This is a genomic window from Cellulophaga baltica (genome assembly GCF_900102165.1).
Taxonomy (GTDB): domain Bacteria; phylum Bacteroidota; class Bacteroidia; order Flavobacteriales; family Flavobacteriaceae; genus Cellulophaga; species Cellulophaga baltica.
This window is the reverse complement of record NZ_FNBD01000006.1, coordinates 119,053-133,255: the sequence shown is the minus strand read 5'-3', so window position 1 is coordinate 133,255 and position 14,203 is coordinate 119,053. Positions and strand designations below refer to the sequence as shown.

Below are 14,203 nucleotides of genomic sequence, written 5' to 3'. Positions count from 1 at the left end.
TAAATTTTGTCTTAAGAATTACATTTAAATGATAGCGTGTATACTATAAATTAAACAAACATGAAACTACTCTACAAGCTAACTATCTTATTCCTTTTTATCTTCAGCGTTGGTTGTGCCGACCTACTGAAAATGGATACACATTTTGTGACTATTGAAGCTGAAAATCTATACGAGTATGATAGTATGCAATCATTTGAAGAAATTTATGATAGTACAAAAATTATTGAGTTTTTAAATAGAAAAACAGTTACCGAAATCATTAAATTAGAAAATTTTAACGCACTTACCTCCATTCGATATGGATTTAGGGAAAGTTTAGAAGGCAGCCTGGACAGAATGACTTTTGGCTCCATTATTATTGACGGTAGGCTACCAGGGTTTTCTAGAATAGAAGTCAACGATAGGTATGTTCCCCATAACCTGACTTTTGTAGATATGGATTTCTTCTATTACATTCCCTGGGAAAAGTCACAGTCTTATGATATAAAATTAATAGCCCAAGATATTAGTAATACTATGGATGACAGCACTATTTTTTATGTAGATGAACACAGTATCATTTATGGTGAAAGAGGAGAACACCACGTATTACATATCACCTATTTAGAAGCTATAAAACGCTTAGAAGTTTTCCATAGTGTTCAGAAAGAAAATCCATTTAGGATGCTACCAGAGCAAGATTTATTTTCCAACTCTTTGGCTAAATTGCGATTGGCAAAAAATTTCCACAATACGAAAAATGCGCCCGAAGAAATTGATTGGACTAATTTTGAAAATTTAATCTCGCGCCATCAAAGAAAACTTTTTGCAACTATAAGAGATTTCATACCAGAACTTAGTATGGAATTTTCTGAAGATATTAAGTTTGCTTTTGAACTTAAAGACTATAGCCTTAACGCATTAATTGTTCGCGATAGTACTGTAAAAAAAGTGTTTAAGGAGTTAAATTCTGTTACTGTAAACACAAAAATCAATTTAAAGGAAGATACAACTCATAAAACTTTGAAACAATCTTTAAGAGATTTAAGCATCTTCCATGAAATAGAAATGGTGCATAAAACCGGCCAAGGGTTTATCATTAACGAAAGCGATTATAGATTTTATTTGGTGTTTATTTATGAAAATAATGGTGCCCCTTACCTACTGTGTTTATCTGGTCTTGATAATTTAAGGGAAGCTTACTTTTATTTTCAATTATTAAGTAACTTAGAAGATTTAAAATATAAAGGTTTATAAGTTTTAAACACTTAATAACAATTAACATCCTATTAATTAAGTGCTAGAAACCTTCAGAGTAGATAACATGGACGCCGTTTTTATAGTATTTCTTACTATATTTTCCAGTGCCTTTGGTCTTTTTTATTATCTAGAATTAAAAAGCCTATACCGAGTTAAACTCCCTGTACTTTGGCCTTTATTTATCATTCCTCCTTTTATGGTGGTACTAACGGCTATTTTAGACCCGGGTTATGTACCCTTTGCTTGTTTGGTAAACTTCCCTATTCTTTTGGTATTAATGCTTATAGGAGGTGTTGTAAAAGCTATCAGAAGCAAAAATTCTATTTGGGAATTCATAGCTTTTATTGTAGCCATGCCTCTTATCATGATTACTTGGCCTTATGGAATTATCTTAATTACAGCCTTTGTTATCCTTAGAGAAATACTTACACCAAGTTCAAAGAATACTTTTTATGAATTACAGGGTGTTTTACCTACCTCTAAAATTAGATCTCTGGCTATGGGCTTAGTAGAAGTTTCAGGAAAAACGATTCTCATAGAACCCGTTTTATCTGCAATAAAAAAAGTGCCTTGCATTGGATACCTCTATAAAGTAGATGCAATAAGCACAGATAAAAAAGGAAAAACAAGTTATAACACTATTTCAAAGGAAACGGTCTGCAATTCATTTCAGATAAATGATGGCAGTGGCGTCATTACGGTATCAGGAGATGATCTTGAGTTGATAGATTTACCAGAATCTAAATACTCTTATTCAGCTGGTGATAGACGTTTTCAGTTGTTTTTATTAGAAGAAAATATGAAGGTGTTGCTTATTGGTAAAGCTACGAATAGAAATCAAGAGGTATTCATTGAAAAAGACCCTTCAAAAGATGTATTTGGCGTTGCTACTTATGAACATGTTGAACAGTGGAATTTATTGCGACCCTTACAACAATCATTTGTAAAATATCTATTGATTTTGATTGCCTGTATCAGCGTTATTTTAACTTGTGAAATCACCGTTCATGAAAACGAATTACTCTTTTCTTTCAAGTCGCTCTTAGAGGTATTTAATTTAAAAGAATCACTACCATTTCAATTGTAAACTTAAAAAAATGAAGCCTTATTTATTCATCATTATTATAGCACTTATACTCCTATTTTTTGTCAGAGGAATAGTTTCGCTTTACAACCGCTTGGTTATGTTAAGAGCTAATACCGATAAGAATTTTGCAAATATTGATGTGCTATTGAAACAACGCGCTGATGAAGTTCCAGAATTGGTGAGAATTGTAAAGGGGTATATGCACTATGAAGAAAACCTATTAACTAAGGTGACGGAATTGAGAACTCAGTATTTGAGTGCCAGTGATAAAGAAGAGAAAATAAAAACATCTAATGCATTAAACAAAAGCTTAGCTTCTATTATGGTAGTTTCTGAAAATTACCCCGAGTTAAAAGCGAACGCTTCTTTTTCGGCACTGCAATCAAGAGTCTCGGAATTAGAAAACCATATAGCCGATCGTCGAGAACTTTATAATGATAGCATCAATCTCTATAATATTGGAATAAATGAATTCCCTGATGTATTAATAGCGAAAGCTTTTGGCTTTAAAAACAAAGAATTATTACAAATTACTCAAGCAGAAAAAAAGTATGATGGAGTTCAGTTTTGAGTATTATGATTGGTTAAAAGAAATCAATATAAATACAAGTATTATTAAGTCCGTAGCATTTTTTGGTCTCCTATTACTTATTGTTCCAGCTAGACTTTTGGCTATTTTTATGCGAACGGAAGTAAAGAAAAAGTTTCTATGGCTGATTTTCGTATGTGTCATAGCCACATGGCTATTCGGATCTTTGGTGGTCGGCGTTATGGCTTCTTATATTCTTGGCGGATTAAAGCTATTTTTAGCTTGGCTAGCGGTTTTGTGCAATGTTTTAGGTTTTACAGTAGCTAATCACTCAAGATTATATAAAATTTACGAGCAGCAACTAACCAAAGGGTTCTATAAAAACTAACATGAAAATTTAATTTAAAATTCTCTATTTAATCCTTGACTATTCATCAATAATTTTTCTATATGAGTTCAAAAATAATTTTTAGTTTATTCTCTATTTTACTTTTGGCACTAGCAGCCAACGGACAGCATAAAGTGGATTATGACCAAGTGGATATAGAAATTACCAATCATTATAAAGACTATAAATACTCGAATAGAAAGCGACCTGGATATTATTTGCAAATAAATAATCAAAATTGTCATTATGAAATTGATATAAATGATTTATCCTGTGGAGAGTTTTATGATCCATATCCAATGTATTCTGTAAGATTGCCTTTGAACTTAAATATTTTGAAGAGTGGAGAACAAAAATTATCTTTAAAAGTACTTCCTGATGTTGGAGATTTTATAAAAGAAAGTGCAAGTTTACAATTACGTTTAATGCGCTATGATGATATGTTGGATATTGAAAATGAATTTGGAAAGAGTAAAGTTATATGGGAATGGAAAATGCCAAATGTGGGTGAGCATAAGTTGCCTATTTTCATATTTCACACAACTTTTGAAGCAAAAGTACCTTACAAGCTTGAAATTCTAGATCTATATGCTACAGACTTATCAGTATTAGATAAAAAAGTCGTACTTGAAGAAGTTTTAAAAGAATTTCAGTTGAAAAAAGAAAGCATTGTAAATAATACACAAGATAGAGATTATTTAATTCGCCATTTAAATAGAGCTTTTGTTCAAATTTATCCTGATAACGAATTGTTAGCAAAAACTGTCGATGACATGATGATTGTTGAAAATCACATGGAATTACAGCCTTTAGAGAATTATGAAATTCGATTTTATTATAATTATAAGATTGCTACCCTAGTGCGTAAGGAAAATAAACAATCTGCTATTTGGTTTAATAATACTTCAAAAAAAGAGAAATCATACCAACCTTATTACATTTTTAAAAATAAAAAAACAGGCACTTGGCATATGTGGTAAGAAGGCAACAACAAAAATAAGCTACCTATTTCTTTTGATATTTTTAAAAAACCACAAGCTACTAACCTCTTAATACGTATCTCCATTAAAAATCTACTCACCACCCTCCTCCTCTTCTTAGCAACCATTGGTGTCGCTCAAGATCATTATCCCGTACTAGATAGGATGGTGACTGATAATGCTCAAATTTTCACAGGAGAAGAGCTGAAACAGTTATCCATTAAACTAAAATCATTTCAGAAGGAAACTTCCCATCAACTTGTAATACTCACTATAGAAGATCTGAATAATGAACCTATAGAAGACTATACCTATAAAACGTTTGAAGTCAATAAAATTGGCCAGAAAAACAAAGACAATGGTATCCTCTTAGTGATAGCTAAAGAAGATAAAAAAGTACGTATTGAAGTAGGGTATGGACTAGAACCTATAATCACGGATGTGATCGCATCACGAATTATAAGAAATATATTAACTCCTGAATTTACAAAGGGTAATTACTTTTTGGGTGCTGATGCCGCTATAAATTCGCTTATCCATGAATTAAGTCCGGCTCAGCCAGCAAGCAGGCAAAATTATGAGGTTCCGCCAACAACAGAACCTATGGCCTCTTCCACTATGGAGACTGATATATCTTCCGCTGTGCGTAAAGATTCTTTAAAAACCACTTTTGGTAAGTATGTTTTTTCTACGGCACTTATGGCTTTCTTGATATTGAGTCTATGCTTTATTAAGGTTTCTTTTGATGCTTGGGTGATGACCTTAGTCGGAGCATTTACAAATAAAGTTAACTTTTCTAAAGTGATTGGTTTCGCTTATAAAACTGGACGCCTATTTTTCTTAGGCCTTATTATATTCACTTTTATGGTTTTTACGCTTTTAGCATTATTGTTTGATGTCTTTCCTAATCGGTTTTTCTTTTTAGTGGAAGATTACAAGTGGCTTGTTATCCCCATACTGCTACTTATAACTCCTTTAGTTTTTGCTTTAAGGCATGTTAAGTATTATGGCTTAAAACTGAATTTTGCCCTTGCTAATAATGACACCTATTTTATCAGAAAAGAGATTGAAAGTATACTGGATTTAATTGGAGCGGTCAATCCAAATTCTAGCAATGATGGGTACCACTATAGTTCATCTGGACGAAGTTATACCTATGATTCAGGAAACGAAGAAGACTCCAACAGTAACTCAAATTCGTATGCTGGAGGAGGAGGAAGATCTGGCGGCGGTGGCGCTAGTGGTAGTTGGTAGTTGGTAGCTTTTACGTATATTGCCTATGACTTACAATTCCAATGATGATCAGATACTTTTTAATATTTCTTTTAGTGGGAATACTTAGTGCTTGCGGGCAGGATTTAAAAAATGTAGTGCCTGTAAAAATGACTTCCTATGATTCTTTACTTCTATCTCAGTTAGAAAAAAATAGCAAACATAAAAAAATAAAATATGCGCTATCTACTACTTCTAAGCTACATAGTTTGAAAATAAATGATATTTTGGCGGAAGAAAACATAGCTCCAAATGACGATCGTGTATTGAATCATTTTACATGGAGTTATTTAGATAATTACATTTTAGGAAACGGCAACTATAAGGCAAAATATACATTTCAGCCGCATGAGGATCCAGAAATTGCAGCAGAAGATGGTTTGATACATCAATCAGATCTAGATGAATTAGAAATTGAACTTTTGAGGTATGAAGAATATGATGGTGAAATAGAAAATATAACAATACATAAAAAATTTACTTTTACGATACCAAATCCTGTTTCTTTTACAGAACAAGAGATAGAATTTACTATCAAAGATTTACCTTATAAAATCAAAGGTTGGAGCGAGAGCCAGGATTTAAGAGATATAGATTCAGAATTACTCAAAAAAGAAGTTGTAGCTTATTATCAAGAATTGAGAAACATTTTGAATGAAGGTTCAAATTATAAGTATACATATGAACTACAAAAAACTAAATATTTAGAAGCAGCTCTTTCTGCATATTTAAATAAAGAAGAATATTTAAATATGCTCAATACTAATGCTACAAACAAAATCACTAAAAATAAAATGTATCCAATTGAAAATTATAGTTTAGCTATAGAAGCAGAAGGTAGATTGGTTAAATTATACAGAACAGATACTGAATTCTTAAATTGGGATGTTCTAATTTATGAGGATGAAAAATATAGAAACTCCCTAGCGGTGCGATTACATAAGCTTAAGGGATCTGATACTTTTGAAATTATTACCAAATAATGTCTGCATGGATTATGTAATATCTATAGACAACTTTAAATTTACCTCGATAGCGCTCATTTGTAATGAGTGCTATATCCAGTAAGAAAATATCAATTAAAATTATTTTAACAACCATACATTCTACCCCTGTTTATAAAAATATAGGAGGATGTCATATGACGATTAGGGGGGCTTTTGATGCAGAATCTACTGCACCAATTCAAAAGCTGACAGTTGGAATATCAGCTCAGTAAAGACCTAAATAATAACAATTAAAATTTCATAAACTTATGGAGATTGATAATAAAAAAATAAAATGACTTATTACTGTCGCACTTATTATCAGTTTAACAGCATGCAATTTTTTAAACTCAAATTTAAAAGAAAAAGATGTTAGCACTGATGCATCAAAAAATCAAACGCTGAAGAAAAAAATATTGTTAATGATTCAGATGATTTAACTATAACGCCAAAGTACGACGACCCTAGGTATAAAGAATTAATGACGCAATTTGAAAAACAAGAGCACCGTTTTGAAATTGATGTGTGTGAATTCAAATATAATGGGAAGTCTTTTTTTATTGGTGATTCTTACGAGAAAATACTAAGTATTTTTGGCGAGCATAAGGATGAATTATTTTTGTCTGAAAAATATTCATATTATAGATTTGAATATGACGATATTAAATTAACTTTCTTGTTGTCGGAACCAGGAAAAAAATTGACCACACTAAACTTAGCTTTAGATAGAAGATTTACGGGAGATGTTGCCCCACCTTTTGAAATAATATTACTTAGAAAAATTCCTTATAAATTAGGAAACTCGGTAAATGAATTCATGGAATTATCTGATCTTAATCATGATAAGTTAAAACATACTCAACATTCATTTTCGTTTATAGAACTAGAGAAATGTTCTATAAACGAAAATGAAACAATTTTTACAGTATTAGATTCTAATCCTGTTTATAAAAATATTGGAGGAGGTCATATGACGATTAGGGGAGCTTTTGATCCAGAATCTACTGGACCAATTAAAGGCCTGAAAGTTGGAATATCAGCTCACTAAAGACCTAAATAATACACTATTAAAATTTCATAAACTTATGGAGATTGATAATAAAAAAATAAAATTACTTATTACTATCGCACTTATTATCAGTTTAACAGCATGCAATTTTTTAAACTCAAATTTAAAAGAAAAAGATGTTAGCACTGATGCATCAAAAAAATCAAACGCTGAAGAAAAAAATATTGTTAATGATTCAGATGATTTAACTATAACGCCAAAGTACGACGACCCTAGGTATAAAGAATTAATGACGCAATTTGAAAAACAAGAGCACCGTTTTGAAATTGATGTGTGTGAATTCAAATATAATGGGAAGTCTTTTTTTATTGGAGATTCTTACGAGAAAATACTAAGTATTTTTGGCGAGCATAAGGATGAATTATTTTTGTCTAAAAAACATTCAAAAAGTAGTTTTAATTATGATGATATTAAAGTAAGATTTCGGCAGTCGGAGCCGGAAAAAAAACTAATTGTACTAGATTTAGCTTTAGATAGAAGATTTACGGGTGATGTTGCACCACCTTTTGAAATAATATTAATTAGACAAATTCCTTATAAATTAGGAAACTCGTTAAATGAATTCATGGACTTATCTGATCTTAATCATGATAAATTAAAACATACTCATCATTCTTTTTATCTTGAACCAGAGAAATGTTTTCTAAATAAAAATGACAAAATTTTAACAACAGTACATTCGAACCCTGTTTATAAAAATATAGGAGGAGGTCATATGACGATTAGGGGGGCTTTTGATCCAGAATCTACTGGACCAATTAAAGGCCTGAAAGTTGGAATATCAGCTCAGTAAAGAAAATAACAAATACACTATTTACATTTTTTAAACTTGTTGAAGTTGATACAAAAATAGCATACTTGTAATTAATGTGATTATTATAAATTTAATAATAGACAATTTTTTTTAACACTAATTTAAAAGAAAAGGATACGAATACTGATGCTTCAAAAAAGTCAAACGCTACAGAAAAAAATACACATGAGCTTACAGATCATATAACTATAACTTCAACTTATGATGATACTAAATACAAATAGTTAAAGATGAGCGAATTTTTATTACAATGAATGTGAAGCCTATTTATGAAAGCATTGAAAGAGAATATATAACTGCTATTAGGAGTAATAAAACTAATTCAAGTAGCACCGATTGAGGTGATAGGCGTGATATAAACACTATAAAGTAAATATAACTATTTCAGGAAACCAATAGCAACAATTAGGAGCATGCATATTTGTCCTATGTTTAGCGGTGCCGAATGTGCGCGGCCTCGGTTAGCGCTCTTCTGTTACGCGTGTTAAATAAATTAAGTAAACATTAATATAAAATTATTAAGAATTTAAATACCTCTTCCATTTTTTCAATAGTGAGTAAACATTATTAATTTTTATTGAAAAAAAAAATTTCCATTGGTAAATTGATTAGATACTTCATTTTTCTTTTATAACTAAAAGCTATAGTATTACTTATAAATTTTCCTTTGGGAAGCCTAGCATATATTGGACTTTCTTTTACAGAGTCATCTAATATTTCTTCAGGGAATTCAAAGCTTATCGTAAGTGCTGTAATATCATCTTTACCTACATAAAAACTTTCATCCACATCCTCAATATAGATTCTAAGTTGCTGCGTGGCTTGAGGAGCTAATGCTTGAAAATTATCCACGGAAAATTTACCTTTAGGTTTAAATCCATTATCCGAAATCGTAGCCATAGAAATACCATGCATTACGCTATTACAATTATTAGTAATTTTATCTAATTTCATTTTATAGGGTGTACAATAAAATGCCATGTGATTTAAGTTCTCATTAAGGATGTACAAAATATCTTGACTTTGGTTGGTTATTTTTTCACTTACATTAATAGACCCACCCATATAGCTTTCTTCATCATACTCCGAGTAACTAAAGTTAGGATCAGAAATTTCAATACTAATTTTGGAGTTTTGAGCAAAACCAAAAGAAAAAAAATAGTAAAGCAAGCTTGGTTTAATATTCATAATAAACTATGCCACTATTCTATACTATTTTAATGAACCAAAGTTGTATATGATAAAAATAAATAATACTAGAAGTGAAAATATTATAAATAATCTTATTTTTTTTTTCATAGATGGAATCTTTACATTCACAAATCTATAAAAAGCCTCATCCATTATAATAAGTTCTTTTTCTTTTACAATTTCCATATCTCCATTTTTATCTACATTAACTGTACCGATCAATATATATTCTGTACCGTCTTCCAATAATAAACTTTCCACATCAACTAACGTTCTGGATAGTTTTTTTTCGGATCTATTAACATTTATTTGTATAGAAATATTTTTAGCATTTACTTTGATTTGTCCTGTTGCATCTTTAATAAAAAAATCCGCGCTTTTAGATTTAGTACAGTATGTTCTCCAATTTTTCCTTCCATTGGCTCTTCCTACTGCTTTATATCCGTATGAAAGGTTACTATAATTATAGCCAATACATTGAGTCTCTGTTATCGGTGAAGTTATTTGATTAGTTGCTAATATTTGTCCTTTTATTTTACACAATCCTTTTGATACTGTATTTATCTCTGAAATTGTAAGTGTTTTTATAATACTTGGTTTTTTCTTCTTAAAAACACCATATAAAATCATTCCTCCAATTAATAGAAAAAATAAGACGTCCGAAAAGTCAAAAGAAATTAAAGTTGGTAATATGATTAGTTCCACTGGCTAAAATTAATATAAAATAAATTTATCGCTTCCTACAGGCTTGTAAAATAGGGAGTAATAACTGTTTTTCCTGCCTTCTCCTTTAGCTCTTAAAACAGATTTTTTTCGTCCGACCTGTCCTAATTTATCATAAACTAGTGTGACAATTTTACCATTTGAATAAAAGCGTAGTTTGATATCTTCAAATGGCATCATTTCATAATTTTCTTCAAGAATTTTTCCATTTTCTAAAATATCTTCTTTAGCTCTTTTTTTACTGTCGACTTCTGTGAAAAATAATTGTTGAGCGGCTCGTTTTTCTTTGTTATAAATTAAATTAGCGTACTGCGAAACTTTATTTTGATCGTAAATTAGCCAAATTTCATTATATGCAATAAGTAATTCCTCTGTTATTTTTTTTATTTCCTCTGGATCAGTAGTTATTAAATTTTGGGCTTTCTCTAATATTTTTATATCATAGGGCACTAAGGCTTCAAAAGTTTCATCAAAAATATACTCTGTAAGTTCTGGATAAATAAATTTTGTTTTTTTACTTACTTCATTTTTTTCCGTAGGTGCAGCCAGATGTAGTATGACTTCTTCCTCACTATACGTTTCTTTCACTGTATTATACTCTCTTTTTACTACATCAACTGTTACTTGAGCATTCTTTAAGCTAGGTTCTAATTCTTGTGTTTCTCTATTATAGGACGGATACATACGAACCTCTATCTTTTGAATACCTGATTTAGATATAGCGAGGTTAATAGGAATGTAACTTCCTTTAGGAGAGATTTCATTGGTAATAAATTCATATTCAAGAAAAACTGGAATATCATTTATTCTCACTTCAAAATTTGTATTGGAAGAACTTACATAAATACCGTAATGTGGTTCTATTGGATAATGATTTATTTCTTGATATAAATTACTAATATCTGATAATGTTTTCATATTCTTTTGTGTACTGTCTTGTGCACAACTTGTTATGCTTAAAATAAGTAGCATTGCACTAATGATTATTCTCATATGTATTTATTTAAATCCGTAGACACTATTAATATGTATTAAAAATGGCATAAAAACTCACCTTATTATTTCTAAACTATCTGAACCTTTAGGTTGATGTAGTAAAACTGGATAATATGATACCCTACCATCCCCATTTTTATCTAAATAATATTTTGCCATCATAGATTCGCCTTTATCAGGATCGTTAGCAAAAACCAAGCCTAATACCCTGTTATTTCCATAAAATTTTAATTCATAATTTTCTAAATCAGCCATTAAAAAATCTTCTTTAGGAAAATCTCTCACATATTCCTTTCTATCTTTAAATAATTTATCTTTATCCAAATAGGAATACTGAGAAGTTTCATAGCCTTGTTTTAATTTCATTTTTTGTAATTGTAGTGCCTCTTTATCTATCATTAGTTGTCTATACTTTTGATAGAAGGCTTCCACTCTTTTCTCAATGGCTACACTATCTTTTTTATCAAACACATTACTTTCGCTCCAACCAGTGAGGGTATAAGGAACCTTTGCTGTAAAAGTTAGTTCATCATGACGCGATGTTAATTTCGAAAAATCTATTTTTTTCCCACGATCATCTTTCCTTGGCATTTCATATTCTAATACCGTTTTAGGCTCTTCCCTACTCCCATCTATCCAGGCAGTCTGTGTTATATCTAACCAAAAATCATAATTATCAGGATCTTCAAAATAGTCTTTTTGAGTATTATCATCTGTATATCTTGGATATATGCTAATAGACAAGGTTTGTTTGCCACTTTGCAATATTGCCTTATTAATAGGATACCAAATGGTCCCCCCCATTGTACTAAAATTACTTGCTACAGGAATATCATTCACCCTAATTTCATAAGCGTATAGCGTAGTTATTTGTAGCACGTATTCCGGTTCATAATCATATTTTTTTAATTGACCTATATAAGGGTCATCTTCTAAAATTGCTTTTAAATCTATAGGAGTTGGAGTGGTTTCTTTTACAGTTTCTTTTTTGTTTTGCTGTGCACAACTTGTTATGCTTAAAATAAGTAGCATTGCACTAATACTTTTTCTCATACGTGTTTATTTAAATCTGTAGGCACAATTAATATGTATTAAAAATGGCATAAAAACTCACCTTATTATTTCTAGACTATCCGAGCCTTTAGGTTGGTGTAATAATAACAAGGAAAAAGATATTCTTGGATTATCGTTTTCATCTAAAAACTTTTTTGCCATCGCCGAATATCCTTTATAGGGGTCCTGAGTGAAAATTAATCCTAGTACCCTGTTATTCCCATAAAATTTCAATTCATAATTTTCTAATTTTGCCATAATAAATAATTCTTCAGGAAAATCTCTCACATATTCCTCTCTATCTTTAAATAATTTATCTTTATCTAAATAGGAATACTGAGAAGTTTCATAGCCTTGATTTAATTTCATTTTTTGTAGTTGTAATGCTTCTTTATCTACCATAAGTTGTCTATACTTTTGGTAGAAAGCCACCACCCTTTGCTCAATGGCTACACTATCCTTTTTATCAAACACTTTACTTTCGTTCCAACCTGTGAGTGTATAAGGAACCCTTGCGGTAAAACTTAGTTCATCATGTCGCGATGTTAATTTAGAAAAATCTATCTCTTTTCCATTATCATCTTTCTTGGGCATCTCATATTCCAAAACAGTTTTAGGCTCTTCTTTAAGCCCATTTACCCAAGCAGATTGTGTCACATCTAACAAGAAATCATAATTATCAGGGTCTTCGAAATAATCCTTTTGATTTCTATTATCTGTATATCTTGGATATATGCTAATAGACAAAGTTTGTTTGCCACTTTGCAATATTGCCTTATTAATAGGATACCAAATGGTCCCCCCCATTGTACTAAAATTACTTGCTACAGGAATATCATTCACCCTAATTTCATAAGCGTATAGCGTAGTTATTTGTAGCACGTATTCCGGTTCATAGTCGTACTTTTTTAATTGACCTATATAAGGGTCATCTTCTAAAATTGCTTTTAAATCTATAGAGGTTGGAGTGGTTTCTTTTACAGGTTCTTTTTTGTTTTGCTGTGCACAACTTGTAATACTTAAAATAAGTAGTAATGCACTAATACTTTTTCTCATAGGTGTTTATTTAAATCTGTATATAGTTATTTGCCAGTCAGTTAATTCCCATTCATAAGGGTCTAAAACAATAATTTCAGTATCTCCTTCATAGTGTAAACCATTTTCCTTTTTAAGCTTTTCTATGGGGTCATCTCCATCGGTGGTTTCAATTGTGATACACATTTCTTATTTTACTCCCGTTCTAATTCTATTGTTTCAATCACAAGAATATTGTTTAATGGGCTTCTAGAACGTAGATTCACCGTGTCATTTACAAATTCTTTTTTTGATACTATAAATGTATAAGACACAGGTAAACTCTTCGTGCTCTCCCCACCCATAAAACCAATATCAGTGGCACTTATTTCTCTAAATTAATAATACCCCTCATCATTAGTTATTGTAGAATCTTTATCACTTAATAGCATAATGTCGTGCTGATTTTCATCCAACAAAAATTTAATTTCTACATTATTCATTGGAGTGTTATTAGCATCAACAATATAGCCCTCTACAGCATACCGTTGTACATACTTTGTAATTCCACATGAACTAAGAATCAATAAGAGAAACAAGAGTTTACCAATTATTTTAGTAGGCATCTTCGTAAATTTATTTTTAAAAGTTTTTTAGGTTAGTCAGAATCCTGTTTTATAATTATAATTACAATCGTTGCATCAAATTCAGACAATAATTCTTACCAATACAGTTCATCAGGAAGAAGCTACAACCGTCAATCTGTAAACAGCGATACCTCTAGGAGCTCCAATAATTCCTCTATTGGGTATTCTGGAGGAGGAGGAAGATCTAGTGGCGGTGGCGCTAGTGGTAGTTG

16 protein-coding genes are annotated in these 14,203 nt (G+C 30.8%); 9 read left to right on the top strand and 7 right to left on the bottom strand.

All coding sequences use genetic code 11. The features are described from left to right. Positions 1-60 precede the first annotated feature (60 nt). The 9 genes from BLQ19_RS11765 (at position 61) to BLQ19_RS11725 (ending at position 8,346) form a co-directional block, all read left to right on the top strand. Positions 61-1,239 (top strand): hypothetical protein, encoded by a 1,179-nt coding sequence (locus tag BLQ19_RS11765; protein ID WP_139150251.1) that lies wholly within the window; start codon positions 61-63, stop codon positions 1,237-1,239. A gap of 40 nt (positions 1,240-1,279) precedes the next feature. Beyond that, positions 1,280-2,329 (top strand): hypothetical protein, encoded by a 1,050-nt coding sequence (locus tag BLQ19_RS11760; protein ID WP_139150250.1) that lies wholly within the window; start codon positions 1,280-1,282, stop codon positions 2,327-2,329. 10 nt (positions 2,330-2,339) lie between these two features. Then, positions 2,340-2,900: a LemA family protein gene (locus BLQ19_RS11755; protein WP_074538473.1), complete on the top strand. Its 561-nt coding sequence runs from the start codon at positions 2,340-2,342 to the stop codon at positions 2,898-2,900. Further along, complete coding sequence (locus tag BLQ19_RS11750; protein ID WP_074538472.1) at positions 2,881-3,246, top strand: hypothetical protein; 366 nt, start codon at positions 2,881-2,883, stop codon at positions 3,244-3,246. The genes BLQ19_RS11755 and BLQ19_RS11750 overlap by 20 nt, the downstream gene beginning before the upstream one ends. Positions 3,247-3,308: 62 nt before the next feature. After that, on the top strand, positions 3,309-4,226 hold the full coding sequence (locus BLQ19_RS11745) for a hypothetical protein (protein ID WP_074538471.1): 918 nt from the start codon (positions 3,309-3,311) through the stop codon (positions 4,224-4,226). Positions 4,227-4,391: 165 nt separating this feature from the next. Continuing rightward, the gene (locus BLQ19_RS11740) at positions 4,392-5,480 is read left to right on the top strand and encodes a TPM domain-containing protein (protein WP_074538470.1); all 1,089 of its coding nucleotides are present in this window, start codon (positions 4,392-4,394) and stop codon (positions 5,478-5,480) included. A gap of 74 nt (positions 5,481-5,554) precedes the next feature. Further along, positions 5,555-6,481, top strand: coding sequence for a hypothetical protein (locus tag BLQ19_RS11735; protein ID WP_139150249.1), 927 nt, complete (start codon positions 5,555-5,557; stop codon positions 6,479-6,481). Between the two features lie 484 nt (positions 6,482-6,965). Then, the gene (locus BLQ19_RS11730; RefSeq protein ID WP_074538468.1) at positions 6,966-7,532 is read left to right on the top strand and encodes a hypothetical protein; all 567 of its coding nucleotides are present in this window, start codon (positions 6,966-6,968) and stop codon (positions 7,530-7,532) included. 37 nt (positions 7,533-7,569) lie between these two features. Next, positions 7,570-8,346, top strand: a complete 777-nt coding sequence (locus tag BLQ19_RS11725) for a hypothetical protein (RefSeq protein ID WP_074538467.1) — start codon at positions 7,570-7,572, stop codon at positions 8,344-8,346. Between the two features lie 588 nt (positions 8,347-8,934). Here BLQ19_RS11725 and BLQ19_RS11720 read toward each other — a convergent pair. The 7 genes from BLQ19_RS11720 to BLQ19_RS11695 form a co-directional block, all read right to left on the bottom strand. Next, entirely contained in the window at positions 8,935-9,555 is a 621-nt protein-coding gene (locus tag BLQ19_RS11720) for a hypothetical protein (protein ID WP_074538466.1), read from the bottom strand. Between the two features lie 24 nt (positions 9,556-9,579). Beyond that, complete coding sequence (locus BLQ19_RS11715) at positions 9,580-10,263, bottom strand: hypothetical protein (RefSeq protein ID WP_139150248.1); 684 nt, start codon at positions 10,261-10,263, stop codon at positions 9,580-9,582. A gap of 9 nt (positions 10,264-10,272) precedes the next feature. Further along, complete coding sequence (locus BLQ19_RS11710; RefSeq protein WP_139150247.1) at positions 10,273-11,274, bottom strand: hypothetical protein; 1,002 nt, start codon at positions 11,272-11,274, stop codon at positions 10,273-10,275. A gap of 57 nt (positions 11,275-11,331) precedes the next feature. Beyond that, positions 11,332-12,330 (bottom strand): hypothetical protein, encoded by a 999-nt coding sequence (locus BLQ19_RS11705; protein WP_074538463.1) that lies wholly within the window; start codon positions 12,328-12,330, stop codon positions 11,332-11,334. Between the two features lie 57 nt (positions 12,331-12,387). Further along, the gene (locus BLQ19_RS11700; protein WP_074538462.1) at positions 12,388-13,386 is read right to left on the bottom strand and encodes a hypothetical protein; all 999 of its coding nucleotides are present in this window, start codon (positions 13,384-13,386) and stop codon (positions 12,388-12,390) included. 6 nt (positions 13,387-13,392) lie between these two features. Then, entirely contained in the window at positions 13,393-13,551 is a 159-nt protein-coding gene (locus BLQ19_RS21310; RefSeq protein WP_158399893.1) for a hypothetical protein, read from the bottom strand. A 191-nt stretch (positions 13,552-13,742) separates the two neighbouring features. Then, on the bottom strand, positions 13,743-13,970 hold the full coding sequence (locus tag BLQ19_RS11695; RefSeq protein ID WP_074538461.1) for a hypothetical protein: 228 nt from the start codon (positions 13,968-13,970) through the stop codon (positions 13,743-13,745). Positions 13,971-14,203 lie beyond the last annotated feature (233 nt).

What these genes read in the sequence shown, in the direction of transcription:
- BLQ19_RS11765 (WP_139150251.1), top strand. Translation starts at nt 61, where the DNA reads ATGAAACTACTCTACAAGCTAACTATCTTATTCCTTTTTATCTTCAGC.
- BLQ19_RS11755 (WP_074538473.1), top strand. Translation starts at nt 2,340, where the DNA reads ATGAAGCCTTATTTATTCATCATTATTATAGCACTTATACTCCTATTT.
- BLQ19_RS11750 (WP_074538472.1), top strand. Translation starts at nt 2,881, where the DNA reads ATGATGGAGTTCAGTTTTGAGTATTATGATTGGTTAAAAGAAATCAAT.
- BLQ19_RS11745 (WP_074538471.1), top strand. Translation starts at nt 3,309, where the DNA reads ATGAGTTCAAAAATAATTTTTAGTTTATTCTCTATTTTACTTTTGGCA.
- BLQ19_RS11740 (WP_074538470.1), top strand. Translation starts at nt 4,392, where the DNA reads ATGGTGACTGATAATGCTCAAATTTTCACAGGAGAAGAGCTGAAACAG.
- BLQ19_RS11730 (WP_074538468.1), top strand. Translation starts at nt 6,966, where the DNA reads ATGACGCAATTTGAAAAACAAGAGCACCGTTTTGAAATTGATGTGTGT.
- BLQ19_RS11725 (WP_074538467.1), top strand. Translation starts at nt 7,570, where the DNA reads ATGGAGATTGATAATAAAAAAATAAAATTACTTATTACTATCGCACTT.
- BLQ19_RS11720 (WP_074538466.1), bottom strand. Translation starts at nt 9,555, where the DNA reads ATGAATATTAAACCAAGCTTGCTTTACTATTTTTTTTCTTTTGGTTTT.
- BLQ19_RS11710 (WP_139150247.1), bottom strand. Translation starts at nt 11,274, where the DNA reads ATGAGAATAATCATTAGTGCAATGCTACTTATTTTAAGCATAACAAGT.
- BLQ19_RS11705 (WP_074538463.1), bottom strand. Translation starts at nt 12,330, where the DNA reads ATGAGAAAAAGTATTAGTGCAATGCTACTTATTTTAAGCATAACAAGT.
- BLQ19_RS11700 (WP_074538462.1), bottom strand. Translation starts at nt 13,386, where the DNA reads ATGAGAAAAAGTATTAGTGCATTACTACTTATTTTAAGTATTACAAGT.
- BLQ19_RS21310 (WP_158399893.1), bottom strand. Translation starts at nt 13,551, where the DNA reads ATGTGTATCACAATTGAAACCACCGATGGAGATGACCCCATAGAAAAG.
- BLQ19_RS11695 (WP_074538461.1), bottom strand. Translation starts at nt 13,970, where the DNA reads ATGCCTACTAAAATAATTGGTAAACTCTTGTTTCTCTTATTGATTCTT.